Origin of the sequence: Luteimonas notoginsengisoli (assembly GCF_042648885.1) — a bacterium.
GTDB lineage: Bacteria > Pseudomonadota > Gammaproteobacteria > Xanthomonadales > Xanthomonadaceae > Luteimonas > Luteimonas notoginsengisoli.
This window is the reverse complement of sequence record NZ_JBHRYF010000008.1, coordinates 403,148-425,465: the sequence shown is the minus strand read 5'-3', so window position 1 is coordinate 425,465 and position 22,318 is coordinate 403,148. Positions and strand designations below refer to the sequence as shown.

General features: G+C 68.7%; 17 protein-coding genes and 1 pseudogene. 13 read left to right on the top strand and 5 right to left on the bottom strand.

Going from position 1 to position 22,318, the window contains the following annotated elements; all coding sequences use genetic code 11:
* Positions 1-5: 5 nt before the first annotated feature.
* The 4 genes from ACFOM9_RS09750 (at position 6) to uvrD (ending at position 4,448) form a co-directional block, all read left to right on the top strand.
* The gene (locus ACFOM9_RS09750) at positions 6-836 is read left to right on the top strand and encodes a hypothetical protein (RefSeq protein ID WP_386709633.1); all 831 of its coding nucleotides are present in this window, start codon (positions 6-8) and stop codon (positions 834-836) included.
* A gap of 36 nt (positions 837-872) precedes the next feature.
* On the top strand, positions 873-1,202 hold the full coding sequence (locus ACFOM9_RS09745) for a hypothetical protein (RefSeq protein WP_386709630.1): 330 nt from the start codon (positions 873-875) through the stop codon (positions 1,200-1,202).
* Positions 1,203-1,398: 196 nt separating this feature from the next.
* Positions 1,399-2,004, top strand: coding sequence for a TIGR00645 family protein (locus ACFOM9_RS09740; RefSeq protein WP_386709627.1), 606 nt, complete (start codon positions 1,399-1,401; stop codon positions 2,002-2,004).
* Positions 2,005-2,267: 263 nt separating this feature from the next.
* Positions 2,268-4,448: a DNA helicase II gene (gene uvrD, locus ACFOM9_RS09735; RefSeq protein WP_386709624.1), complete on the top strand. Its 2,181-nt coding sequence runs from the start codon at positions 2,268-2,270 to the stop codon at positions 4,446-4,448.
* A 125-nt stretch (positions 4,449-4,573) separates the two neighbouring features.
* Here uvrD and chaB read toward each other — a convergent pair whose 3' ends face one another.
* Positions 4,574-4,801, bottom strand: coding sequence for a putative cation transport regulator ChaB (gene chaB, locus ACFOM9_RS09730; RefSeq protein ID WP_386709621.1), 228 nt, complete (start codon positions 4,799-4,801; stop codon positions 4,574-4,576).
* 127 nt (positions 4,802-4,928) lie between these two features.
* Positions 4,929-5,174: a hypothetical protein gene (locus ACFOM9_RS09725; protein WP_386709618.1), complete on the bottom strand. Its 246-nt coding sequence runs from the start codon at positions 5,172-5,174 to the stop codon at positions 4,929-4,931.
* 205 nt (positions 5,175-5,379) lie between these two features.
* Between ACFOM9_RS09725 and ku the strand changes: the two genes are divergently transcribed.
* Both ku and ligD read left to right on the top strand, forming a co-directional pair.
* Complete coding sequence (gene ku, locus ACFOM9_RS09720; protein ID WP_386709615.1) at positions 5,380-6,294, top strand: non-homologous end joining protein Ku; 915 nt, start codon at positions 5,380-5,382, stop codon at positions 6,292-6,294.
* A 24-nt stretch (positions 6,295-6,318) separates the two neighbouring features.
* Positions 6,319-7,185: pseudogene (ligD, locus tag ACFOM9_RS09715) on the top strand (non-homologous end-joining DNA ligase); the annotation flags it as partial.
* 274 nt (positions 7,186-7,459) lie between these two features.
* Here the strand turns inward: ligD and ACFOM9_RS09710 are convergent.
* Positions 7,460-7,765 carry a DUF2782 domain-containing protein gene (locus ACFOM9_RS09710; RefSeq protein ID WP_386709612.1) on the bottom strand — a complete coding sequence of 102 codons (306 nt, stop codon included), beginning with the start codon at positions 7,763-7,765 and terminating at the stop codon, positions 7,460-7,462.
* A 109-nt stretch (positions 7,766-7,874) separates the two neighbouring features.
* On the opposite strand from ACFOM9_RS09710, the gene polA reads away from it, so the two are divergent.
* Together polA and ACFOM9_RS09700 are read left to right on the top strand one after the other, a co-directional pair.
* A complete protein-coding gene (gene polA, locus ACFOM9_RS09705) occupies positions 7,875-10,637 on the top strand; it encodes a DNA polymerase I (protein ID WP_386709609.1) in 2,763 nt (920 codons plus the stop codon).
* A 313-nt stretch (positions 10,638-10,950) separates the two neighbouring features.
* Positions 10,951-11,427, top strand: coding sequence for a DUF421 domain-containing protein (locus tag ACFOM9_RS09700; protein ID WP_386709607.1), 477 nt, complete (start codon positions 10,951-10,953; stop codon positions 11,425-11,427).
* A 141-nt stretch (positions 11,428-11,568) separates the two neighbouring features.
* Here ACFOM9_RS09700 and hemF read toward each other — a convergent pair whose 3' ends face one another.
* Positions 11,569-12,480, bottom strand: a complete 912-nt coding sequence (hemF, locus tag ACFOM9_RS09695) for an oxygen-dependent coproporphyrinogen oxidase (protein WP_386709604.1) — start codon at positions 12,478-12,480, stop codon at positions 11,569-11,571.
* Between the two features lie 352 nt (positions 12,481-12,832).
* Here hemF and ACFOM9_RS09690 point away from each other — a divergent pair, with 352 nt between their 5' ends.
* A complete protein-coding gene (locus ACFOM9_RS09690) occupies positions 12,833-13,273 on the top strand; it encodes a hypothetical protein (RefSeq protein ID WP_386709601.1) in 441 nt (146 codons plus the stop codon).
* A gap of 48 nt (positions 13,274-13,321) precedes the next feature.
* Here the strand turns inward: ACFOM9_RS09690 and ACFOM9_RS09685 are convergent, their stop codons facing one another.
* Positions 13,322-15,703: a S9 family peptidase gene (locus tag ACFOM9_RS09685; RefSeq protein ID WP_386710991.1), complete on the bottom strand. Its 2,382-nt coding sequence runs from the start codon at positions 15,701-15,703 to the stop codon at positions 13,322-13,324.
* 320 nt (positions 15,704-16,023) lie between these two features.
* Between ACFOM9_RS09685 and ACFOM9_RS09680 the strand changes: the two genes are divergently transcribed.
* The 4 genes from ACFOM9_RS09680 (at position 16,024) to ACFOM9_RS09665 (ending at position 22,157) form a co-directional block, all read left to right on the top strand.
* On the top strand, positions 16,024-17,469 hold the full coding sequence (locus ACFOM9_RS09680) for a cytochrome ubiquinol oxidase subunit I (protein WP_386710988.1): 1,446 nt from the start codon (positions 16,024-16,026) through the stop codon (positions 17,467-17,469).
* The gene (gene cydB / locus ACFOM9_RS09675; RefSeq protein ID WP_386709598.1) at positions 17,466-18,479 is read left to right on the top strand and encodes a cytochrome d ubiquinol oxidase subunit II; all 1,014 of its coding nucleotides are present in this window, start codon (positions 17,466-17,468) and stop codon (positions 18,477-18,479) included. The genes ACFOM9_RS09680 and cydB overlap by 4 nt, the downstream gene beginning before the upstream one ends.
* 134 nt (positions 18,480-18,613) lie before the next feature.
* Complete coding sequence (locus ACFOM9_RS09670; RefSeq protein ID WP_386709595.1) at positions 18,614-18,886, top strand: YcgL domain-containing protein; 273 nt, start codon at positions 18,614-18,616, stop codon at positions 18,884-18,886.
* Entirely contained in the window at positions 18,879-22,157 is a 3,279-nt protein-coding gene (locus tag ACFOM9_RS09665) for an ankyrin repeat domain-containing protein (RefSeq protein ID WP_386709592.1), read from the top strand. Before ACFOM9_RS09670 ends, ACFOM9_RS09665 begins: the two co-directional genes overlap by 8 nt.
* Positions 22,158-22,318: the final 161 nt, after the last annotated feature.

Genomic DNA, 22,318 nt, shown 5'->3' with positions numbered 1-22,318 from the left:
CAGTGGTGGAGCCAACCCTGCCAGCACTCAGTATGCCAACGGTCGTCTGGTCTGGGATCGTCGCCGCGCTGATATCTCTGGGCGGTATCGTTCTGTCGAACTGGAGTACCGCACGACGGCTGCGGATTCAACTTGAACACGACGCAAGGGAGAAGCTGAAGGACCGGCTCGGTTTGCTGCGAAAGGAGGTTTATCTCCAGTTGTATAGCGACATCGCTGCAATGCAGGGACATCTCGGATCTCTGTCATCAAAGGATCCAACCTCACCGGATTTTGGAGCTCCAGTGCAAGGGGCAAATACCCAGCTCGCGAAAGTTCAGCTGGTTGGTAGCGATGAGGTCATGAAACATGCGAGCGAGCTCCAAGCTCTCTACACTGAATCGCTGTTTGCCTTGATGATCGCTGCCAAGCCTCTGCATGAGTTGCGGACAGATATTGCCCTCGCAGATCAGTTCTACAACCGTTACTTAAAAGAAGCGGAGCGGGTAACTGGTGAAATCACCGCTATGAACGAGACCGGACGGCCCGACCCAGCAGCAAATATGGCTTTGCAACGGTCGTTTGATAGCTTCCGTGAGCAATATACTAATTACGCCAACGAACGCTCCGAGGCGTGGGAGTCGTACAGCTCATCCCAGAGCGGCTTTGTTCAAGTTGTAACGGACCAAGTTGCACGTGTCGCCCCAACGCAGGCAAAGCTAATGGCTGCATTGAAGAATGAGATTGGCGTAAAGACAGATGTAGCCGTTTTACTGACCCAGTTAGAGAAGAATCAGGTAAGGATGGAGAGTGGACTCAAAGAGGTTCTTGCCCGGTTCTCCCCACCCAAAGCCTAATTCGTTCACGCCAACAGTTCCTCGCTGCAAGACACCATGCGCAAGACGAAGGTCATCTTGCTTTCGGTCACCGCGATCTTCGCCATCTGGTCGCTTGCATCTGGCGCCGCCTATCTGGAGTGGCGTTTGCCCGGCGGTCTTCCCCTCGGCAACGCACTGGCTGCTTCCGGGCTCGCGGGGTTGGCGGGCATCGCGGTTGAGCTCAATCGGCAGCGCTCCGTGCTTCGGACGGCGTCGTGGGTCTCGCTTGGCCTCGCCGTTGCATGGCTTCCCGGTTCCATTGCATTAGCGGGGAACCTGGAGCTCACGTTTTCGGGCGACGCGGGGACGCTGTGGATCTGGCTCACCCTTGGCATCATCGCGTGAGTGTTCGCGTGTGCTGGCGGGACCGTCGTTTCGCGAATCAGGCGCACGCCTCGTCGCGCCGGTGCGGCCCGACGATCGGTTCAGGCGGACGGTCGCTCGCGAGACTAGACGGCAGATGGCGGGACTGCCCGGGCCGCGGGCGCGCCGTCATTCCGGGGTGTTAACCTGCGCGACCATTTTCCTCGCCAGCCTCCGCATGACCCAGCTCCGCTCGACCCGCCTCACGCCGCTGTCGGCCCTGATCTTCAGTTCGCGCTGGCTGCAGCTGCCGCTCTATCTTGGCCTGATCGTGGCGCAGGCCATCTACGTCTGGCAGTTCGGCGTCGAGCTGGTGCACCTGGTCGACCAGGTGTTCCTCGGCGGCCATACGCCGGAGGGCGCGCCCGGCAGCGGGCAGTCGGCCGAGGTGGTGATCATGCTGATCGTGCTCGGCCTGATCGACGTGGTGATGATCTCCAACCTGCTGGTGATGGTGATCGTCGGCGGCTACGAGACCTTCGTCTCGCGCCTGGGCCTGCAGGGCCACCCCGACCAGCCGGAATGGCTGAGCCACGTCAACGCCAGCGTGCTGAAGGTGAAGCTGGCGATGGCGATCATCGGCATCAGCTCGATCCACCTGCTCAAGACCTTCATCGAAATCGGTACGCTCGGCACGCCGGGCAGCCGCTTCACCGAGGCCGGCGTGATGTGGCAGACGATCATCCACTGCGTGTTCATCCTCTCGGCGATCGGGATCGCCTGGACCGACAAGCTGATGACGGGGACATCGAGCAAGCGCGAGCAGGCCGCCGCCGGGCACTGAGGGGCGCAAGGCCCTTGTGGGAGCGGCTTCAGCCGCCAGCTTATCGGTGATAGTGACGGTGATTGGAAAAGCAAATCCCCCATACCCCCTTTTGCAAAGGGGGCAAGAGCGCGAGCCTTCCCTAATCCCTAATCCCTAATCCCTAATCCGTAATCCGTAATCCCAGCTCCCCCCAAGAGCTCGCGGCTCAAGCCGCTCCCACAAGAACGCCCGATCATGCCAAGTCGCCCGGGCTGCGACGGACCCTCGCGTAGAATGCCGCGATGGATGTTTCCCACCTGCTCGACGGGCTCAACGACGCCCAGCGCGAGGCCATCACTGCGCCGCCGGGGCACTACCTGGTGCTCGCTGGCGCCGGCTCCGGCAAGACCCGCGTGCTCACCCACCGCATCGCCTGGCTGAACGAGGTGTTCGGCGTGCCGGTGCACGGCATTTTCGCCGTGACTTTCACCAACAAGGCCGCCGGCGAGATGCGCCACCGCGCCGATGCGCTGCTGCGCAACGGCTCGCGCGGACTGTGGATCGGCACCTTCCACGGCCTCGCGCACCGGCTGCTGCGGCTGCACTGGCAGGACGCGAGGCTGCCCGAGGGTTTCCAGATCCTCGACAGCGACGACCAGCTGCGCCTGGTCAAGCGCGTGGTGCGGCAGCTGGAGCTTGACGAGGCGCGCTTTCCGCCGAAGCAGATCGCCTGGTGGATCAACGCCCAGAAGGACGAGGGCCGGCGCCCGCAGAACATCCAGTCCGACCGCGACGAATGGTCGGAGGTGATGCTAAAGAGCTACACGCTGTACCAGGAGCGCTGCGACCGCGCCGGGCTGGTCGACTTCGCCGAAATCCTGCTGCGCGCGCACGAACTGCTGCGCGACACGCCGGCATTGCTCGCGCACTACCGCCAGCGCTTCGGGCAGCTGCTGGTGGACGAGTTCCAGGACACCAACGCGATCCAGTACGGCTTCGTGCGCCTGCTGGCCGGCGACAGCGGCCAGGTGTTCGTGGTCGGCGACGACGACCAGGCAATCTACGGCTGGCGCGGCGCCAAGGTCGAGAACGTGCAGCGGTTCCTGCAGGATTTCCCCGGCGCGCAGACCATCCGCCTGGAACAGAACTATCGCTCGAGCGCCAACATCCTGGGCGCCGCCAACGCCGTGATCGCGCACAACCCGGCGCGCATGGGCAAGCAGCTGTGGACCGACAGCGGTGAAGGCGAGCCGGTCGACCTGTACGCGGCCTACAACGAAGTCGACGAGGCGCGCTTCGTGGTCGAGCGCATCGGCCACTGGGTGCAGGGCGGCGGCAGCCACGGCGACTGCGCGATCCTGTATCGCAGCAACGCACAGTCGCGCGCCTTCGAAGAGACGCTGCTGGGCGAGCAGATCCCGTACCGGGTCTACGGTGGCGTGCGCTTCTTCGAGCGCGCCGAGATCAAGGACACGCTGGCGTACCTGCGGCTGGTGAGCAATCGCAGCGACGATGCGGCATTCGAGCGCGCGGTCAATACGCCCACGCGCGGGATCGGCGAGCGCACGCTCGACGAAGTGCGCAGGCGCGCGCGGGTCGACGGCGTGTCGCTGTGGGAGGCATCGATCCGCGTCGCCCGCGACCACGCTCTGGCGGCCCGCGCGCGCAACGCGCTGGCAGGCTTCCATGCGCTGGTCGACGCGCTCGACGGCGAGGTGGCCGAGCTGCCGCTCAAGGACAAGATCGACCACGTGCTCGTGCGCTCCGGCCTGCGCGAGCACTACACCAACGAATCCAAGGGCGCCGCCGATTCGCGCGTCGACAACCTCGACGAACTGGTCTCGGTGGCCTCGCGCTTCGTGCGCGGCGACGAGGACGAGAGCGCGGCCCTGGGAGAGCTGGTCGCGTTCCTCGCCTATGCCGCGCTGGAGGCCGGCGAGGGCCAGGCGCAGGCCGGCGAGGACGGCGTGCAGCTGATGTCGCTGCACAGCGCCAAGGGCCTGGAATTCCCGCTGGTGTTCCTGGCGGGGATGGAGGAGGGGCTGTTTCCCAACGCGCGTTCCGTGGAAGAAAGCGGGCGGCTCGAAGAGGAGCGCCGGCTGGCCTATGTCGGCATCACCCGCGCGCGGCAGAAGCTGGTGCTCAGCTACGCCGAGTCGCGGCGCCTGCACGGCCAGGACATGTACGGCATTCCGTCGCGCTTCCTGCGCGAGATCCCCGCGACACTGCTCAACGAGGTCCGGCCAAAGGTGCAGGTGTCGCGGCCGATGTATTCCAATGCGCCGCGGCGCAACCTGGGACACGCGGTGGTGGACGAGAATCCCGGCATTCGCCTGGGCCAGAACGTCGTGCATGCGAAATTCGGCAGCGGCGTGGTCACCGACATCGAAGGCGCCGGCGCGCACGCGCGGGTGCAGGTCAATTTCGACGAGGCCGGGAGCAAGTGGCTGGTGCTTGCGTACGCGAACCTGCAGCCGGCGTAGCCTGCCTGGCCGTGCCTTCGTGGGAGCGGCTTCAGCCGCGAACTTTTTGCCGGCAGGGCGTGAACGTCCAACGAAGAACTCGCGGCTGAAGCCGCTCCCACAAGCGCCTGGATTCAGCCGGCGGGCTACTTCGCGTGCCACTTGTCGTCGTCGCCCTTCTCGTACTTTTCCTTGACCGCGGCCCAGGCGACCTTGTGCGCGGTCTCCTCGCGCGAGGCATCGCCGCGGCGCTCATCGGAATCCTTGTATTCGTCCCACGCGCTGTTGAAGGCTTCCTTGTAGATTTCCTGCGCGTGCTTGGGCACGTTGTCGCGCACCGAATCGGGCAGGTCGCTGACGCGGTCGTAAGGCATGTTGCCTCCCACGGGATTTGGGGGTGGGGCGAACCATGCGAGGGCCGGGGTTAAGCCGATGGCAACCCGGCGTGACGGCAACGGTCGACGGCCCGGCTGCCGTTCGCAGCCGAAACACAGCATCCGCCTAGTCGCGGATCACCAGGTCGGGCGCCTCGTTCAGCGTGCCGTCGGCCTCGAGCACGACGAACCGCCTGCCGTCGCGCTGGAACACGACTGGGACCGGGTCGCGGAACAGCGGCCGCCGCACGAAGCGCAGGGTCCAGCCGAACTGTTCCAGCGTGGCCAGCGCATGGAGCTGGGCCGGGGTCAGTCCTGCGCGCAGGGTTGCGGTGTCGGGATCCTGCCTCTGTCGTCGCTCGCGGCCGTACATGTGCGGTTCCGGGCTTTCCCCTGCGTGATGCGGCCGGATGATCGCGTGGCCGGCTTGCACAAGGCGTGAACCGGCCCGCTTCACCGCGATCTCACTGGCCCGGCCGTAGGGTCGGGGGCCCTGCAGATGGAGATCGTCGTGGCCGCATTCCCGCGTGGTGCCCATCGCGCCCGGCGACGCTCGCCGGCTTGGACGGAGGCCTGACATGGCCCGCCCGATCTGGACCGGAACGCTGTCGTTCGGCCTGCTCAATGTCCCCGTCTCGCTGATGTCCGGCGAGCGCAAGATCGACCTGCATTTCCGCATGCTCGACTCGCGCAACAAGAAACCCGTCCGCTACGAGCGCGTCAACGCCGAAACTGGCGAGGAAGTGCCGTGGAAGGACATCGTCAAGGCCTTCGAGTACGACAAGGGCAGCTACGTCGTCGTGGAGGAGGAGGACATCAAGTCCGCCGCGCCCGAGAGCCACGAAACCGTCGAGGTCGAAGCCTTCGTCGACGCCGACGCGATCCCGCTGCAGTACATCGAGAAGCCTTACGTGCTGGTGCCGGCCAAGAAGGCCGAGAAGGGTTACGTGCTCCTGCGCGAAACCCTGAAGGAAACCAAGCAGGTCGGGATCGCCCGTGTGGTGATCCGCACCCGCGAGTATCTTTCGGCGGTGATGCCGCAAGGCGATGCGCTGCTGCTGATGCTGCTGCGCTACCCGCAGGAACTGGTGGATCCAACCGACTACAAGCTGCCCGAGGGCCCGCCCTCCGAGTGGCGCATCACGTCCAGGGAAATGGACATGGCCAAGCAGCTGATCAGCTCGATGGCCGGCAAGTGGAAGCCGGACGACTACCACGACGAGTTCCGCGCACGCCTGGAGGCGGTGATCCAGCGGAAGATGAAGTCCAAGGGCGCGCTGGCCAAGGCGGACGACGAACCTGCGGCGCCGGAGGACGCGGCCACTAACGTGGTCGACTTCATGTCGCTGCTGCAGCAGAGCATCGCGACCAAGAAGCGCACGCCGGCAGCGAAGGAGGGCGCCACCAAGAAGGCGGCGAAGAAGACCGCGAAGAAGGCGTCCAAGAAGGCGGCCAAGGCCACCAAGAAGAGCGCGCGGCGCAAGGCGGGCTAGGGCGTGGGCAGCAAGGGACCCGCTGGCGGGAGTGCGCGGATCACGCACCCGGAACGGGTGGTGTTCGAAGGCGCGGCCTACACCAAGGGCGACGTGGCCGACTACTACCGCAGCGTCGCCAGGTGGCTGTTGCCGGAGCTGGCGGGCCGCCCGCTGTCGCTGCTGCGATGCCCGGACGGCAGCCAGGGCGAGTGCTTCTTCCAGAAGCACCACGCCGACAGCCTGGGCGGGAACGTGCATGCGATCCCGATCAAACAGAAGAGCGGCCGCGAGCAGTACCTGTATGTCGACGACATCGAAGGCGTGATCGACCTGGTGCAAATGAATGCGCTGGAGTTCCACCCGTGGGGCGCGCGCGTGGATGATCCCGAGCGCCCCGACCGGATGGTGTTCGACCTCGACCCGGGCGAAGGCGTGCGCTGGCCGGAAGTCGTTGCCGCCGCGCGCGACATGCGCGACAGGCTGCGGCGGAGCGGCTTGCGGTCTTTCGTGCGCCTGTCCGGTGGCAAGGGCCTGCATGTCGTCGTGCCGCTCGCGCGCGGCCCGTCGTGGGACGAGGTGCGCGAATTCTGCGACGGGTTCGCCCACGCGTTGGCCGAACGCGCGCCGGAGCGCTACGTGGCGACGATGTCCAAGGCCAAGCGCCCGGGGAAGATCTTCATCGACTGGCTGCGCAACGCGCGCGGTTCGACCAGCGTCGCGTCGTGGTCGCTGCGCGCGCGCAAGGGCGCGCCGGTCGCGGTGCCGCTGCGCTGGGAGGACCTGGGCGGCATCGCGAAGCCGGCAGCGTTCGATCTCGCCGCGGCAAAGCAGCGCGCCGCGCGCCTGCACAAGGATCCGTGGGACGGCTTCGACGACCTCCAGCAGGCGTTGCCTGCGTCCGGCGGATAGCCAGACACACAGACAGGCGCGGCGACGGGATTCGCGGAAGCGGCTGAGGCAGCAAGCTTTTGGAAACCCCACAAGCAGCCAAGGGTTCGTGCCGCAAGCTGGCGCCTCGGTGGTTCCGATTCAATTCCGTGCGTCGCAACTGAACAACCACGCCCACGGTGGTCGCGAAAACTGCGTCGGACACGAGCAAGCATCCTGCCCGTAGCCGCTTTAGCCGAATGTGCCAACTCTAGCCATGACGCCTCCGGGCAGGCGCCGGCGCGCCGTCAGGCGCTCAGTTCCACTCGAACAGCTTGAAATACGTCTGCGGCGGGTTGTCGCCTTCCCTGTCGGGCAGGCCGTCGCCATCGCGGTCGTAGAGGTAGTAGGCGGGACCCCGCGACGGCTCGACCTTGACCATGCGCAGCTTGCCGGCGACGCGGTACTCGGTGATGACGTCGCCGTTGGCCTCGGTGCGGGTGGTGGGCACCGCGTCGGGCGGGATGGCGGTGGGGTCGGCGGGCATCGCCGCGCAGGCGGACAGCGCCAGCAGCGCGGAAACCAGCGCGATGCGCGAAACAGCGGGGCGGGGCACGGCCATGGCTCGGCTCCTCGGGGGATTGGCCAGCAGTATGCACCGCGTCGCGGTGGCCGCGCGGTGAGCGCGCCCGAGGCCCGACGCGCGTCGCGGGCGCCGGTAGAATCGACCTATGACACGACTGGTCCTGATCGACGGCTCCTCCTACCTCTACCGCGCCTTCCACGCGCTGCCGCCGCTGTCCAACGCGGCCGGCGAGCCCACCGGCGCGCTGTTCGGCGTGGTCAACATGCTGCGCGCGCACCTCAAGGAGCAGCCCGAGCACCTCGCGTTCGTGGTCGATGCGCCCGGCAAGACCTTTCGCGACGACCTGTATCCGGACTACAAGGCCACCCGGGCGCCGATGCCCGACGAACTGCGCGCGCAGGTCGAGCCGATGATGGCGCTGGTGCAGGCGCTGGGGATCCCGATCCTGCGCGTGGGCGGGGTGGAAGCGGACGACGTGATCGGCACGCTGGCCCTGCAAGGCGCCGCCGCGGGCATGCAGGTGACTATTTCCACCGGCGACAAGGACTTCGCCCAGCTGGTGCGGCCCGGGGTGGTGCTGGTGAACACCATGAGCGGCAGCCGCATGGATTCGGACGACGCGGTGGTCGCCAAGTTCGGCGTCCTGCCGTCGCAGATCGTCGACCTGCTGGCGCTCATGGGCGACGCGATCGACAACGTCATCGGCGTGGAGAAATGCGGGCCGAAGACCGCGGCGAAGTGGCTGACCGAGCACGGCACGCTCGATGGCGTGATCGCGGCCGCGCCGGGGATCAAGGGCAAGGTCGGCGACAACCTGCGCGGCGCGCTGGGACGGCTGCCGCTCAACCGCGACCTGGTGACGATCAAGACCGACGTGGCCCTCGAGGGCGGGCCGGAATCGCTCGGCCTGCGAGAACGCGACGCGGATGCGCTGCGCGTGCTGTTCACCCGCTACGGCCTGAACCAGGCGCTGCGCGAACTCGACGGCGACGCGTCGACCGGACCGGCGCCGCAGGCGCGCGCGGGCAGGTCGGCGCGCGGCGCGTCATTCGTCACCGCGCCGCCGCCCGAGGCAGCGCCCGATCCGGCGCTGTCCGCGCCCGGCACGTACGAAACCGTGCTCGAACAGGCGCAGCTCGAGGACTGGATCCAGCGCCTGCGCGCCGCCGACGAGTTTGCCTTCGACACCGAAACCGATTCGCTCGATGCGATGCGCGCCAACCTGGTGGGCATCAGCTTCTGCGTCGACCCGGGCGTGGCGTGCTACATCCCGCTGGCGCACGATTATCCGGGCGTGCCCGCCCAGCTCGACCGCAGCGCCACGCTGGCCGCGCTCGCGCCGCTGTTCGCCGATCCGGCCCGCAAGAAGCTGGGCCAGCACGGCAAGTACGACCTGCACGTGCTGCGCCGCCACGGCGTCGAAGTCGCCGGGTATGCCGACGACACGCTGCTGGAGAGCTTCGTGCTCGATTCTGGCCGCAGCCGCCACGACATGGATTCGCAGGCCACCCGCCAGCTCGGCTATGCGACGACCAAGTACGAGGACGTCGCCGGCAAGGGCAGCAAGAAGATCCTGTTTTCGCAGGTGGCGCTCGACGACGCCACCCGCTACGCCGCCGAGGACGCCGACGTCACCATGCGCCTGCACCGGCTGCAGGCGCCGAAGCTGGCCGCGGAACCGGCCCTGGAGTCGGTCTACCGCGACATCGAGATGCCGCTGGTACCGGTGCTGGCGCGGATCGAGGCCAACGGCGTGATGGTCGACGTGGCGGAACTGCATCGCCAGAGCGCCGACCTGTCGCGCCGGATGCTGGCCGCGCAGCAGCGCGCCACCGAACTTGCCGGGCGGACCTTCAACCTCGACTCGCCCAAGCAGCTGTGCGCGCTGCTGTTCGAGGAGCTGAAGCTGCCGGCGCTGGTGAAGACGCCCAAGGGCCAGCCGTCGACGAACGAGGAGGCGCTGGAGGCGATCGCCGACCAGCACGAGCTGCCACGGGTGATCCTCGACTACCGCGCGCTGGCGAAACTGCGCGGCACCTACACCGACAAGCTGCCGGAGATGGTCAACCCCGAAACCGGTCGCGTGCATACCAGCTACCACCAGGCGGGCGCCGCGACCGGGCGGCTGGCGTCGAGCGATCCCAACCTGCAGAACATCCCGATCCGCAGCGAGGACGGGCGTCGCATCCGCAAGGCGTTCGTGGCGCCGCCGGGACGCAAGCTGCTGGCCTGCGACTATTCGCAGATCGAGCTGCGGATCATGGCCCACCTGTCGCAGGACGCGGGCCTGCTGTCGGCGTTCTCCTCCGGGGTCGACATCCACCGCGCCACGGCGGCGGAGGTGTTCGGGCGCAAGCTCGACGAGGTGACCGTCAACGAACGGCGCGCCGCCAAGGCGATCAACTTCGGGCTGATGTACGGCATGAGCGCGTTCGGGCTTGCGCGCAACCTCGCCATTTCGCGCGGCGAGGCGCAGGACTACATCGCGCTGTACTTCTCGCGCTATCCGGGCGTGCGCGACTTCATGGAGCGCACCCGCAACGAGGCGCGCGAGCGCGGTTTCGTCGAGACCGTGTCCGGCCGCCGGCTGTACCTGGAATACATCCAGCGCGGCACCCAGGGCCAGCGCGCCGGCGCCGAGCGCGCCGCGATCAATGCCCCGATGCAGGGCACCGCGGCCGACATCATCAAGCGCGCGATGGTGTCCATCGACGCCTGGCTGGCGCCGTACGCGGCGCGCGCGAGGATGATCCTGCAGGTGCACGACGAACTCGTGTTCGAGGCCGACGAGGATTTCGTCGACACGCTGCTGGCCGAGGTGCCTCGCCTGATGTCCGCAGCGGCGGAACTGCGTGTTCCACTGGTGGTCGACAGCGGGGTTGGACAGAACTGGGACGAGGCCCATTAGGGCCGCAAACACGCGGATTCCGATGATTCTGAACGGGGTAAACGCCCGCTGAATCCAACAGAAACTTAACCCCGGGCTTCACGAACTATCAATGCGGGGGGTGGTCATATAGCCCGTGACGGATGCAACGTTCGTCACTGATCTCTCCCTCCCCTGGAGTGATCCCCGGGAACGAAGGCCACTCCCCAGGCCCCGTTCCCACCGAGCCCCGCCGGCCCCCCCTGCCTGCGGGGCTTTTTTTCTGTCCGCGATGCGCGTGACGCGGCCTTCCCGCCCTGCTTTGTAAGGTGACGTCACCCTGGAGGAGGGCGTCATGTCGGAACTGTTCGAACTCTCGATCCCGTGGTGGGAAATCGTCCTGCGCGGGACGGTGGTCTACTTCGTGCTGCTGGTGGTGCTGCGCCTCGCCGGCAAGCGGACGGTCGGCCAGTTCACGCCGTTCGACCTGCTGGTCCTCGTGCTGCTGGGCGACGCGCTGCAGGGCTCGATGATCGCCGGGGACGATTCGCTGCAGGGCGGGATCATCCTCACGGTGACCCTGGTGGGCTGGAACAAGCTCACCGGCTGGGTCACGTCCCGCAGCCGCTGGCTGGAGCGCGCGGTAGAGGGCAGGCCGGTGGTGCTGGCACGCAACGGGCACATCTACGGCGAGGCGCTCGAACGCTGCCAACTGAGCATCGACGACCTGCAGGAAGCCATGCGCAACGCCGACTGCGGCGCGATTTCCAAGGTGCGCCTGGCGATGCTGGAGAAGGACGGCAAGATCAGCATCGTGACCCGCGAGTCCTGAGCGCCAGGCCGGCGCGGGGTCGGGACTGGCCGCGCAGGTCGCGTCCCTGCATGCCGCATGCGGGTGGCATGCCGCGGTTGCCAAGTCTCGGGCGTGGCGCGCCGAACGACGTGGCACCGCACGATCCGCGCCGTTGCGCACTCAGGCGGACAAGTCCGCCAGCCAGTCGCGCGGGCGCAGGTAGTCCTGCAACAGCGCTTCGTCGCTGCCGGGGTCGGGCCGGTAGCCGTATTCCCAGCGCACCAGCGGCGGCAGGCTCATCAGGATCGATTCGCTGCGCCCGCCCGATTGGATGCCGAACAGCGTGCCGCGGTCCCAGAGCAGGTTGAACTCGACGTAGCGGCCGCGGCGATAGAGCTGGAACTGGCGCTCGCGCTCGCCGTATGGCGCATCGCGGCGGCGTTCGACGATCGGCAGGTAGGCGTCGAGGAAGCCGTCGCCGACCGCCTGCAGGTAAGCGAAGTCGCGCTCGAAGTGCGTGTGCAGGTCGTCGAAGAACAGCCCGCCGATGCCACGCGTCTCGTCGCGGTGTTTCAGGAAGAAATACTCGTCGCACCAGCGCTTGTGCGCGGCGTAGCGGTCGTCGCCGAACGGCGCGCACAGGTCGCGTGCGATGCGGTGCCAGTGCAGCACGTCATCGATGACCGGATAGAACGGCGTCAGGTCGAAGCCGCCGCCGAACCACCAGGCCACCGTTTCGCCATCGCGCACCGCGCGGAAGTGGCGCACGTTGGCGTGGGTGGTCGGCACGTGCGGGTTGCGCGGATGGAACACCAGCGACACGCCCACCGCGCGCCACGAGGCGCCGGCCAGCTCCGGCCGTGCCGCGGTCGCCGACGGTGGCAGCTGCGTTCCGGAGACGTCGGAGAAGCCGATCCCGGCCTGCTCGAACACCGCGCCTTCGCGCAGTACCCGGGTGCGGCCGCCGCCGCCTTCGTCCCGTGCCCAGTTGTCCTCGGCGAAGCGGGCGCTGCCGTCGGCGGCTTCGATGGCGGCGCAGATCCGGTCCTGCAGGCCGGTGAGGTAGTCGCGGACGCGGTCGATGTCTTCCATGCGGTGCATTGTAGGCGGCGCCGGCGCGATGTCGGTTGATCCGGATCAGCCGATGGCAGCGGCCGCGGGGCGGCTCCAGGACACGGATGACCAGCCCTTCGGCTGTTGTAAGGCGCATCCCCGCCTTCGCGGGGATGGCGACACCTGTCCAGCGTTGCGTTGACCCGAGCTTGATGCACTGTTCACCTGAAATAAGCCAGGCTCACGAACGGCGACGAGAGTGCAATGGGAGGCTTGGAATGTCCTTCTGAAATTTGCTTCGATTGCGTTGGTACTCATGGCCGCTTGCGGCCAGGCCCAGGCATCGCGCAGTCATTCCGGGGACGCACCGACGGCGGAAGTCGCGGGATTGATGTTCTATGGCATCCAGATGTCGGATGCGGCGGTTGCCGAACTGGCCGAGACTGCGCCTGTCGCGGCTTCGGTGCTGCTGATGTTTCGCGCGCACCCGACGATTGATCCGGTGGACGTGCGCCAGAACGTCAGCTATTTCTCTGCGAAGCCGAATGCACGCTCCATTCAAGCGCTGCTTGAAGGGGACGAGAGCGGCAGCGCGCAGCTTGCCGACCCGCTTGCCGATGGCGAGAGACTGCGTGCAATTTTCCGCACGATCGACGATGCGAGTGCCCAGGATGGGCGCATGACGCTTTCCATCGAAGCCATCGGCGACAACACGACGGAGCGAACCACGCTTGTCGCGCTGGAGAAAGTGGAAGGCGCTACGGTGTCGGTGGACATCGCGAACCGGCAGGCGCCCGTCTATCGCGTGGTGGGCGTCAGCTTCGTGGATTGAGGATCGAAGCCCCGGAACGCACTCCATTCCCGGGCTTTGTGGACCAGTCTATTTCAGGGTGTCCTCGAACAGTTCGTGGATGCGCCGGTACTCGTCGTACCACGCGTCCGGGTGCACGAAGCCGTGGCGTTCCATCGGGTAGGGCGCGATCTCCCACTTGTCCTTGCGCAGTTCGATCAGCTTCTGCGCCATCATCACCGAGTCCTTGAAGAACACGTTGTCGTCGATCATGCCGTGCGCGATCAGCAGGCTGTCCTGCAGGCCGTCGGCATATTCGATCGGTGAGGAGCGCCTGTAGGCTTCGGGGTCGAGTTCGGGCGTGTTGAGGATGTTGGACGTGTACTCGTGGTTGTACTGCGACCAGTCCGACACCGGCCGCAGCGCCGCGCCGGCCTTGAACGTACCCGGCTCGCGGAACAGCGCCATGAAGGTCAGGAAGCCGCCATAGCTGCCGCCGTAGATGCCGGCGCGGTCGCGGTCGCCCTGCCGGTTGGCGACGATCCAGTCGAGGCCGTCGAGGTAGTCCTCCAGTTCCGGATAACCCATCTGCCTATAGATCGCGGTGCGCCAGTCGCGGCCGTAGCCCTCGCTGGCGCGGTAGTCCAGGTCGAGCACGATGTAGCCCTGCTGCACCAGAAGGTTGTGGAACATCTGTTCGCGGAAGTAGTTGGGATAGCGCGCGCTGACGTTCTGCAGGTAGCCGGCGCCGTGCACGAACATCACGATCGGATACTCACGGCCCGGCTCCAGCTGCCTCGGGCCGTAGTACTTGCCCCAGATCGAGCCGGCGCCGTGCTTCGACGGTACCTGCACGTACTCCGGTTCGATCCAGTCGATCGCCTTGAACGCGGGCTTGCGCGTGTCGGTCAGCTCGCGCAGGCCGCTGCCGTCGACGTTGGCCACCGCCAGCTGGATCGGCAGGTAGCTGCGCGAGTGCGCGATCAGCATGCGGTCGCCGCGCGGCGAGAGCTCGAAGCTTTCGACGCCATCGAGCGCGGTGAGCTCGCGTACGTCGCCGCCCGTCGCCGTCACCGCGCAGACTTCGTAGTCGCCCGGCCACTGCCGGTTGCAGACGAAGTGGAACGTACGCCCGTCCGGCGACAGCGCCGGCTGCGACACTTCCCACTTGCCGGACGTCAGCGCGCGCGCCTTGCCGTCGGCGCCGGCCAGGTACAGGTGCGAATGGCCGGACTGCTCGGACAGCAGCCACAGGGTGCGGTTGTCGGGCATCCAGCCGAATTCGTTGTAGTTCCAGTTGATCCAGGCGTCGTCGTGCAGGTGGTGGCGCGACTGCAGCTTCGCGTTGGCAAGATCCACGCTGGCGATCCAGCGGTCCTTGTTGTCGACTGCGCGCACCAGCATCGCGACTTCGCGGCTGTCGCGGCTCCAGTGGATCGCCGCTGCGCTGCCGCCCCCATCGGTCTCGATGCGCACATCGCGGTTGCCCTTGAGCGCGTCCTTGCCGGCGGCCTTGCGCAGGCCCGCCAGCGGGTCGTCGGCGATGCCGGGCAAGGCGTCGTATGCGAGTTCGCGCACGGTGGCGTTGGCGACGTCCACCAGCCACACCTTCTGCGCCAGCGGCGCGTCGCGGCCGACGCGGGTGCGCACTTCCTCGAATTCCTCGTAACCCGATTCGGTCACGTACTTGGGTAGCTTGCCGGCCTGGCCGCCGTCGGCGTCCTTGGCCTGCGTCACCGCCACCAGCCAGCGGCCGTCGGGCGACAGCGCGCTGTCGACGATGTCGACGTCCTTGCCCAGGTACGCCGGCGCCGGCGCGCGGGTGGGATCGGCGCGGCGCCACTGCTCGCCCTGCGCGCGCACGGCCTCGCGGCGGGCGCGGTCGTCGCGCAGCGTGCGCAGCATGTCGAACTGGCGCTCCCGCAGGTCGTCGGCCTTCGGCTTCTTGTCCGGATCGTCCTCGGCCTTGAGCAGCGAGGCCTGCGCGGTGCCGGCGGCGGCGGTCCAGCGGAACCAGTCGTTGCCCGAACGCCAGACCAGCGCGCCGTCGCTGCTCCACTGCGGGCGCGACTCGGCGGCGTCGGTGCGGCTGAGCTGCGTCAGCGCACCGCTCGACAGGTCCCGCACGAAGATGTCGCCGTTGCGCACGAAGGCCATGCGCGCGCGCTGCGGATCGACCACCTGCTGCGCGCCGTCGATGCCGGCCAGCGCCTCGCCGTCTAGCCGAACGGGCGCCGCGTCCACCGCCTGCGTGGGGGTGGGCTCGACGACCTGCGAATAGGTGTCGCGGATGTTGCCGCCGTCGCGCTTGCGCGTGTAGTACGCGTGGCGGCCGTCCCACGCCCACCACGCGTCCTCGATCCCCGCGCCGATCCAGTCCGGATCGGCCATGACCTGTTCCAGGGTCAGCGGTTGCGCCTGCGCAGGCTGCGCGAAGGCGGCGACGGCGAATGCGCCGGTGAGCGACAGCAGGGCAAGGCAGGGAAGTCGGTGACGCATCGTGGGCGGTTCCGCGGGAAAAAATCCCGCGAAGGTTAGCAGGCCCGGCGTTCCGCGCATGGGCCACGGGTCATGCGGGCCCTGCGTTTCCCGGAAGCAGCTCCAGCTGCGAGTTTCTCGTTTCCCCGGGGCAACGGTGATCTGCCGATGCATCACCAGGAGCTCGCGGTTGACGCCGCTCCACGCGCGGATGACGTGGGCGCGCTTTTTGCGAACGTCACCACTGCAGGCGCACAATGCCCGCGGCGGCGATCCCCCACGCCGCGGAGTCGCGCCACGTGGATGATCTCCTGCTGTCGCCGCTGTTCCTGTCGCGCGTGCAGTTCGCGTTCGTGATCTCGTTCCACATCCTGTTCCCCGCCTTCACCATCGGCCTGGCGCACTGGCTGGCGTTCGTCGAATGGCGCTGGCTGCGCACCCGCGAATCGTTGTGGCGCGACCTGTATTTCTTCTGGCTGAAGATCTTCGCGGTGTCGTTCGGCATGGGCGTGGTGTCGGGCATCGTGATGAGCTTCCAGTTCGGCACCAACTGGGCGGTGCTCAGCGAGCGCGCCGGCGCCATCCTCGGCCCGCTGCTGAGTTACGAGGTGCTGACCGCGTTCTTCCTCGAGGCCACGTTCCTGGGCGTGATGCTGTTCGGCTGGAAGCGGGTGTCGCACAAGGTGCATTTCCTGGCGACCTGCATGGTGGCGCTGGGCACGCTGATCTCGACGTTCTGGATCATCTCGGCCAACAGCTGGATGCAGACGCCGCAGGGCCACGCGATCGTCGATGGCATGTTCGTGCCGGTGGACTGGTGGGCGGTGATCTTCAATCCATCATTCCCGTACCGGCTCGCGCACATGGTGCTGGCGGCCTTCATCACCACGTGCTTCGTGATCGGCGGGGTGAGCGCGTGGTACCTGGTGCGCGGCGACCACTTCGCCGCCGGCAGGCGCGGGCTGAAGATGGCGGTGGCGTTCGCGGCGATCGCGGTGCCGCTGCAGATCCTCGCCGGCGACCTGCACGGCCTCAACGTCGGCAAGCACCAGCCGGTGAAGCTGGCGGCGATGGAGGGCCATTGGCACGAAGGCGAGCCCGGCGAAGGCGTGCCGCTGGTGCTGTTCGGGCTGCCCGACCAGGACGGTGAGCGCAACCGCTTCGAGGTTGCCGTGCCGCGCCTGGGCAGCGTGGTGCTGACCCACAGCTGGGACGGCACGATCCAGCCGCTGACGGCGGTGCCGGCCGACGAGCGCCCGCCGGTGGCGCCGGTGTTCTGGGGATTCCGCGTGATGGTCGGCCTGGGCGTGCTGATGCTGCTGCTCACGCTCGCCTCGCTTTGGGCGTGGTGGCGCGGCTGGATGTTCGACCAGTCCGGGCGCGCGCGCTGGCTGTGGCAGGGCTGGCGTCTGCTCAGCCCCGCCGGCTTCGTCGCGCTGCTCGCCGGCTGGTACGTGGTCGAGATCGGTCGCCAGCCGTACGTCGTCTACGGCCTGCTGCGCACCAGCGAGGCGGTCAGTCCCAACATCACCGCCGCGGCGGTGATGTCGTCGCTGGTGACCTACGCCTGCGCCTACGCGGTGATCTTCGGCGCCGGCATCTGGTACCTGCTGAAGATGATCCGCCGCGGCCCGCATCCCGACGAGACGCCGCCCGAGCACGGCGGCGGCGACAAGACCCCGGCGCGGCCGCTGTCGGTGGGCGACGACGAGGTGCCCGGCGACCAGCACGAGGCAGTGAAGAAGGAGGGCGCGCGATGAACCTGGAACTGGTGTTGCCGGTGGTCTGGTTCGGGGTGATCGGCTTCGGCGTGCTGATGTACGTGCTGCTCGACGGCTTCGTGCTGGGCCTGGGAATCCTGGCGCCATTCGCCGAGGACGAAGCCCAGCTCGACCACATGATGAACACCGCAGCGCCGATCTGGGACGGCAACGAGACCTGGCTGGTGCTCGGCGGCGCCGGCCTGCTGGCGGCCTTCCCCAAGGCCTACGCGCTGGTGCTGTCGGCGCTGTACCTGCCGGTGCTGCTGATGCTGATCGCGCTGATCTTCCGCGGCGTGGCGTTCGAGTTCCGCTTCAAGGCGACGCGCGCGAAGCGCTTCTGGGGCGCGGCGTTCGCGCTCGGCTCGATCCTCGCCGCGTTCGCCCAGGGCCTGATCCTCGGCGCGCTGGTCGAGGGCATGCCGCTGACCGATGGCAAGTACCTGGGCGGCGCGTTCGGCTGGTTCAGCCCGTTCTCGATGCTGACCGGGGTGGCGGTGGTGTTCGGCTACGCGCTGCTCGGGTCGTGCTGGCTGATCATGAAGACCGAGGGCGCCACCCAGAAGACCGCGCGCACCCTGACCCGCCCGCTGGTGCTGGTGGTGGTTGCGTTCATGGGCCTGGTGAGCGCCTGGCTGCCGTTCCTGGACTCGCGGATCATGGCGCGCTGGTTCGACAGCGGGAATTTCTGGTGGCTGGCGCCGGTGCCCCTGCTCGCATTGGCGAATGCGTTCGCGCTGTGGCGCGCGGCGATGCGCGAGGGCCGCGACACCGCGCCGTTCGTGCTGACGCTGTGCTTTTTCGTGCTCGGCTTCGCCGGGCTGGTGCTGGGCATCTGGCCCAACATCGTGCCTCCGGCGCTGTCGATCTGGGAGGCTGCGTCGCCGCCGTCGTCGCAGGGTTTCCTGCTGGTCGGGATCGCGATCCTGCTGCCGGCGATCCTGGGCTACACGTACTGGTCGTACTCGGTGTTCCGCGGCAAGGTGGCGGCGGATTCGGGATATCACTGAACGGCGGCGTCGCAACGGGAATCCGGGATTGGGGGCAACCCGGGTCGCGGTGCCTTATGCTTCACGGGTTCCGGAAAACCGCGCTTTTGCCGGTCCGAATCCCATTCCCGAATCGCGAGTCCCCGGCTCCACCCATGCATGCCTACGTCTACAAGAGCCTGCGCAAGGCCGACACCTACGTCTACCTGGCCGCGCGCGACGACTTCGAGCGGATTCCCGGGCCACTGCGCACGCAGCTGGGCACGCTGCAATTCGTGCTCGAGGTGGCGCTGACGCCGGACCGCAAGCTGGCGCGCGAGGACGTGGAGGCCGTGCGCGAAAACCTCTTGCTGCGCGGTTTCCACCTGCAGCTGCCGCCCACGCTCGCGATCGATCCGATGACGCAGGACTGGGGCACCGATGCCTGAGTCCCTGCTGCAGCGGCGGCGCTGGGCGATTGCGTTCGCCATCGGACTGGTGCTGGCAGGCGTCGGCGGATTCGGCGGCATGGTGGCCGCGCTCGGCGGCTGGCTGGCGCAGCCCGCGTTCGCCCTGGCGCTGCGCTGGCGCCGCGATGCGCAAGCGCCCGATCGCGCGCGGCTGCAAGCCGACACGCTGGCCGTGTCCGGCCTGTGGGGCGCGGGCCTGGCGGCCGCCTCGCTGCTGGTCGCCTGGCCGCTGAGCGCGCTGCTCGAAAGCGGCAGCCTGGGCGCCGCGCTGGCGCTGAGCACCGTGGCCGGGATCTGCGTGATCGGACTGTGGCGCACCTGGCCGCTGTGGCGGGCGGTCGAGCGCGAAGGCGGTGCGCTGCGCGGACATTGGCACGCGCTGGGCGACGCCGACACCAGCGGCTGGCGCGGCGTGGCCGCGGCCGCCTGCGTGGCCGCGTTGCTCGCAATGGTGCTGCTGCAGGCGTGGCCGGGCGTGCTGTCGCCGACCCTGCACTGGGTGGTGGCGGCGATCTCGGTGCTGTCCTGGCCGCTGCTGCACGCGGCGCTGCAGCGCATGCCGGCCCCGGAGCAGTTGCCGATGCCGATGCCGATCGTCGAGATGGCCGGTGCGGACACGACGCCGCCGGTCGCGCTGGACGGCGACCTGCAGGCGATGCTCCACGACGCCGCGCGCCGCGGCCGCGTCGACCGCGCGCTGGAGCTGCTCGATGCCGGTGCCGACCCGCACGCGCTGCCGGCCGCCGAAGAACGCGACCAGCGCAGCCTGCCGGTGCTGGCCGCGGTGCTGCCCGACCTGCGCCTGCTGCGCGCGCTGATCGCCAGCGGCGTGGACGTCAACGCCGCGCACCACGGGATGACGCCGCTGCTCGCCGCGACCCGCGACAGCTGGCACGGCCGTCCCGAAGCGGTAATGACGCTGCTGGCCAACGGCGCCGATCCGCGGGCCGCCGACGCCGAGGGCAATACCCCGCTGCACCATGCCGCGCGCAGCTCCGACCCCGGCGTGGCCGCGCTGCTGCGCGACGCGGCTGCGGAAATGACCGCGCTCAACCACGACGGCATGACCCCGCTCGGCGTGGCCTGCGCCGCAGGCAACTGGCGCCTGGCGCGCTTCCTGCTCGAACGCGGCGCGTATCCCGAACCTTCCGACGCCACGCCCGCGCTGCTGGCCGCCGCCGGCGGCGACGAGGACGATCCGGCCGGCGTCGCCCTGCTGCTCAAGCACAAGGCCAAGGCCGACGCACGCGACCGCGATGGCCGCAGTGCGCTGCACCAGGCGGCATTCGCTGGCCACGGCGAGATCGTGGCGGCGCTGGTCGACGCCGGCGCCGACGTCAATGCCTGCGATGGCGCCGGCCGCACGCCGCTGCTGGAGGCGGCGCGCGGCGGGCACCTGGCCGCGCTGGAAGCGCTGGTCGCCGCCCGCGCCGATGCCGGCGCGCTCGACGGCGAAGGCCGCGATGCGCTGCTGCTCGCGAGCCGCGCCGAACAGGCGTCGTCGGCGCTGGTGCGGCGGCTGCTCGAACTCGGCGCCGACGCCGCGCGCACCGACGCCGACGGCAAGCGCGCGATCGACCACGCGGCTGCCGCAGGCCGCTGGTCGCTGGTCGCGGCGCTCGACCCGGATTACCCGCTGCCCTCGACGGTGGCCGCCGACACCGGCGACACGCCTCCGCCGGACCGCGCGCCGCTCGCGCTGCTGCGCGATGCGCTGCACGAAGGGCGTTTCGAAGGCCACGCACGGCTGCTGTCGCTACTGTCGCCGCGCGAGTTGGGCGGCCTGTTGCTTGACGGCGACGAAGCGTCGCCTTCCCTGCAACGGATCGAATGGCTGCTGGACCACGGCGCCGATCCCGAAGTGCCCGGCATCGATGGCGACATCCCGGTCTTTACCTTGCTCGCGCGCGGCCATGCGGCGCTGCCGGCGCTGCAGCTGCTGCTGCGTCGCGGCGCGTCGCCGGCAGGCGCCGGTGGCCTGGCGCGCTTCCTCGAAGCCTGCGTCGGCGGCGACCAGGCCGGGCGCGCGCTGGAGCAGTGTGCGTTGGACCTGCTCGAACACGGCGCCGACCCGTTCGCCTCGTCTCCTGGCGGCGATCCGCCGCTGGCGCTGGCGGTGCGGCTGGGCTGGATGCGATTGCTGGAACGGCTGGTCGATTGCGGCGTCGACCTCGACGCGCGCGACTCCCACGGCATGACCGCGCTGCACCTGTGCGCGGCGCTGTCGCGCGAGGCGGCGCTGAAGCTGCTGGTCAGCCGCGGCGCCTCGCCGGCAGTGCGCGCGGCCGACGGCCAGACACCGCTCGGGGTCGCGCTGTCGGGCGGCCGCCGCGACCTCGCCGACTGGCTGGACTGGCGCGGCTGGCCGCTGCCCGGACGTGCGCTGCGCGACACCGACCTGCCCGCCGCGGCCATCGTCGGCGACACCGACGCGGTACGACGCCTGCTCGGCCTAGGCCTTCCGGTGGACGCGGTCGACGTCCAGGGCTGCACGGCGCTGCTGCGCGCGGCCGGCGGCGGACACCGCGGGACGGTCGAATGGCTGCTCGAGCAGGGCGCCGATCCGCAGTGCGCCGCGCACACCGGGGCGACGCCGCTGTCGGCGGCGGTGAGCATGCACCAGGGCGAGATCGTCGAGCGCCTGCTCGCGGCCGGCGCCACGCTGGAACAGCGCCTGCCCGGCGACGTCACCGTGCTGATGCTGGCCGCCGCGCTGGGCCTGCCCGACCTGTGCGCGCGCCTGCTCACCGCGGGCGCCAACGTGCAGGCCGCGGATGCGCAGGGCCTCACGCCGCTGCACTGCGCCGCGCTTTACGGCTTCACCAGTCGCGATCGCGCGCGCCTGCTTGCGCTGTTCGACACACTCCTTCTGGCCGGCGCTGATCCCGACACGCCGGCGGCCAGCGGCGTGACGCCGCTGCTGTTGCTGTTAGGCGCGCGCGCCGAGCCGGGCACGGCCTGCGACGAGGACGTGGTCATGGCGGGCCTCGACCACCTGCTCGATGAAGACGTCGGCCTCGATGCCCAGGACCCCCGGGGATTCGGCCCGCTGCACCTGGCCGCGCTGCACGGCCAGCTGCGCATGACCCAGCGCCTGCTGCGCGCCGGCTGCGATCCGGACCTGCGCGACGCGCTCAACCGGACCCCGCGCGAGATCGCGGTCATGCGCGGCTTCGTCGACGTCGCCGCCGAGTTCGCGCCGTTGCAGTCGGGCGTTTCGATGGCGCGCTTCCTGCGCGACCGGGGATAGCGCGCACTCGTGCCATTCGCAGGATAGATCCGGCCCGGAATTTCGCGGCCTGCTTTTGTAGGAACGACCGAAGTCGCGATGCGTTTGCGCCAGGGCACCGCGACGTCGGTCACCCTGCACACCGTAATCAAGGGGCGCGCGGACCGAGCCGCTCCAACAAG

Excerpts from the sequence above, each read along its gene's own strand:
- ACFOM9_RS09670 (WP_386709595.1), top strand. The coding sequence starts at position 18,614 with ATGCATGCCTACGTCTACAAGAGCCTGCGCAAGGCCGACACCTACGTC.
- cydB (WP_386709598.1), top strand. The coding sequence starts at position 17,466 with ATGAACCTGGAACTGGTGTTGCCGGTGGTCTGGTTCGGGGTGATCGGC.
- ACFOM9_RS09690 (WP_386709601.1), top strand. The coding sequence starts at position 12,833 with ATGTTCTATGGCATCCAGATGTCGGATGCGGCGGTTGCCGAACTGGCC.
- hemF (WP_386709604.1), bottom strand. The coding sequence starts at position 12,480 with ATGGAAGACATCGACCGCGTCCGCGACTACCTCACCGGCCTGCAGGAC.
- ku (WP_386709615.1), top strand. The coding sequence starts at position 5,380 with ATGGCCCGCCCGATCTGGACCGGAACGCTGTCGTTCGGCCTGCTCAAT.
- chaB (WP_386709621.1), bottom strand. The coding sequence starts at position 4,801 with ATGCCTTACGACCGCGTCAGCGACCTGCCCGATTCGGTGCGCGACAAC.
- polA (WP_386709609.1), top strand. The coding sequence starts at position 7,875 with ATGACACGACTGGTCCTGATCGACGGCTCCTCCTACCTCTACCGCGCC.
- uvrD (WP_386709624.1), top strand. The coding sequence starts at position 2,268 with ATGGATGTTTCCCACCTGCTCGACGGGCTCAACGACGCCCAGCGCGAG.
- ACFOM9_RS09700 (WP_386709607.1), top strand. The coding sequence starts at position 10,951 with ATGTCGGAACTGTTCGAACTCTCGATCCCGTGGTGGGAAATCGTCCTG.
- ACFOM9_RS09710 (WP_386709612.1), bottom strand. The coding sequence starts at position 7,765 with ATGGCCGTGCCCCGCCCCGCTGTTTCGCGCATCGCGCTGGTTTCCGCG.
- ACFOM9_RS09740 (WP_386709627.1), top strand. The coding sequence starts at position 1,399 with ATGACCCAGCTCCGCTCGACCCGCCTCACGCCGCTGTCGGCCCTGATC.
- ACFOM9_RS09725 (WP_386709618.1), bottom strand. The coding sequence starts at position 5,174 with ATGTACGGCCGCGAGCGACGACAGAGGCAGGATCCCGACACCGCAACC.
- ACFOM9_RS09745 (WP_386709630.1), top strand. The coding sequence starts at position 873 with ATGCGCAAGACGAAGGTCATCTTGCTTTCGGTCACCGCGATCTTCGCC.
- ACFOM9_RS09665 (WP_386709592.1), top strand. The coding sequence starts at position 18,879 with ATGCCTGAGTCCCTGCTGCAGCGGCGGCGCTGGGCGATTGCGTTCGCC.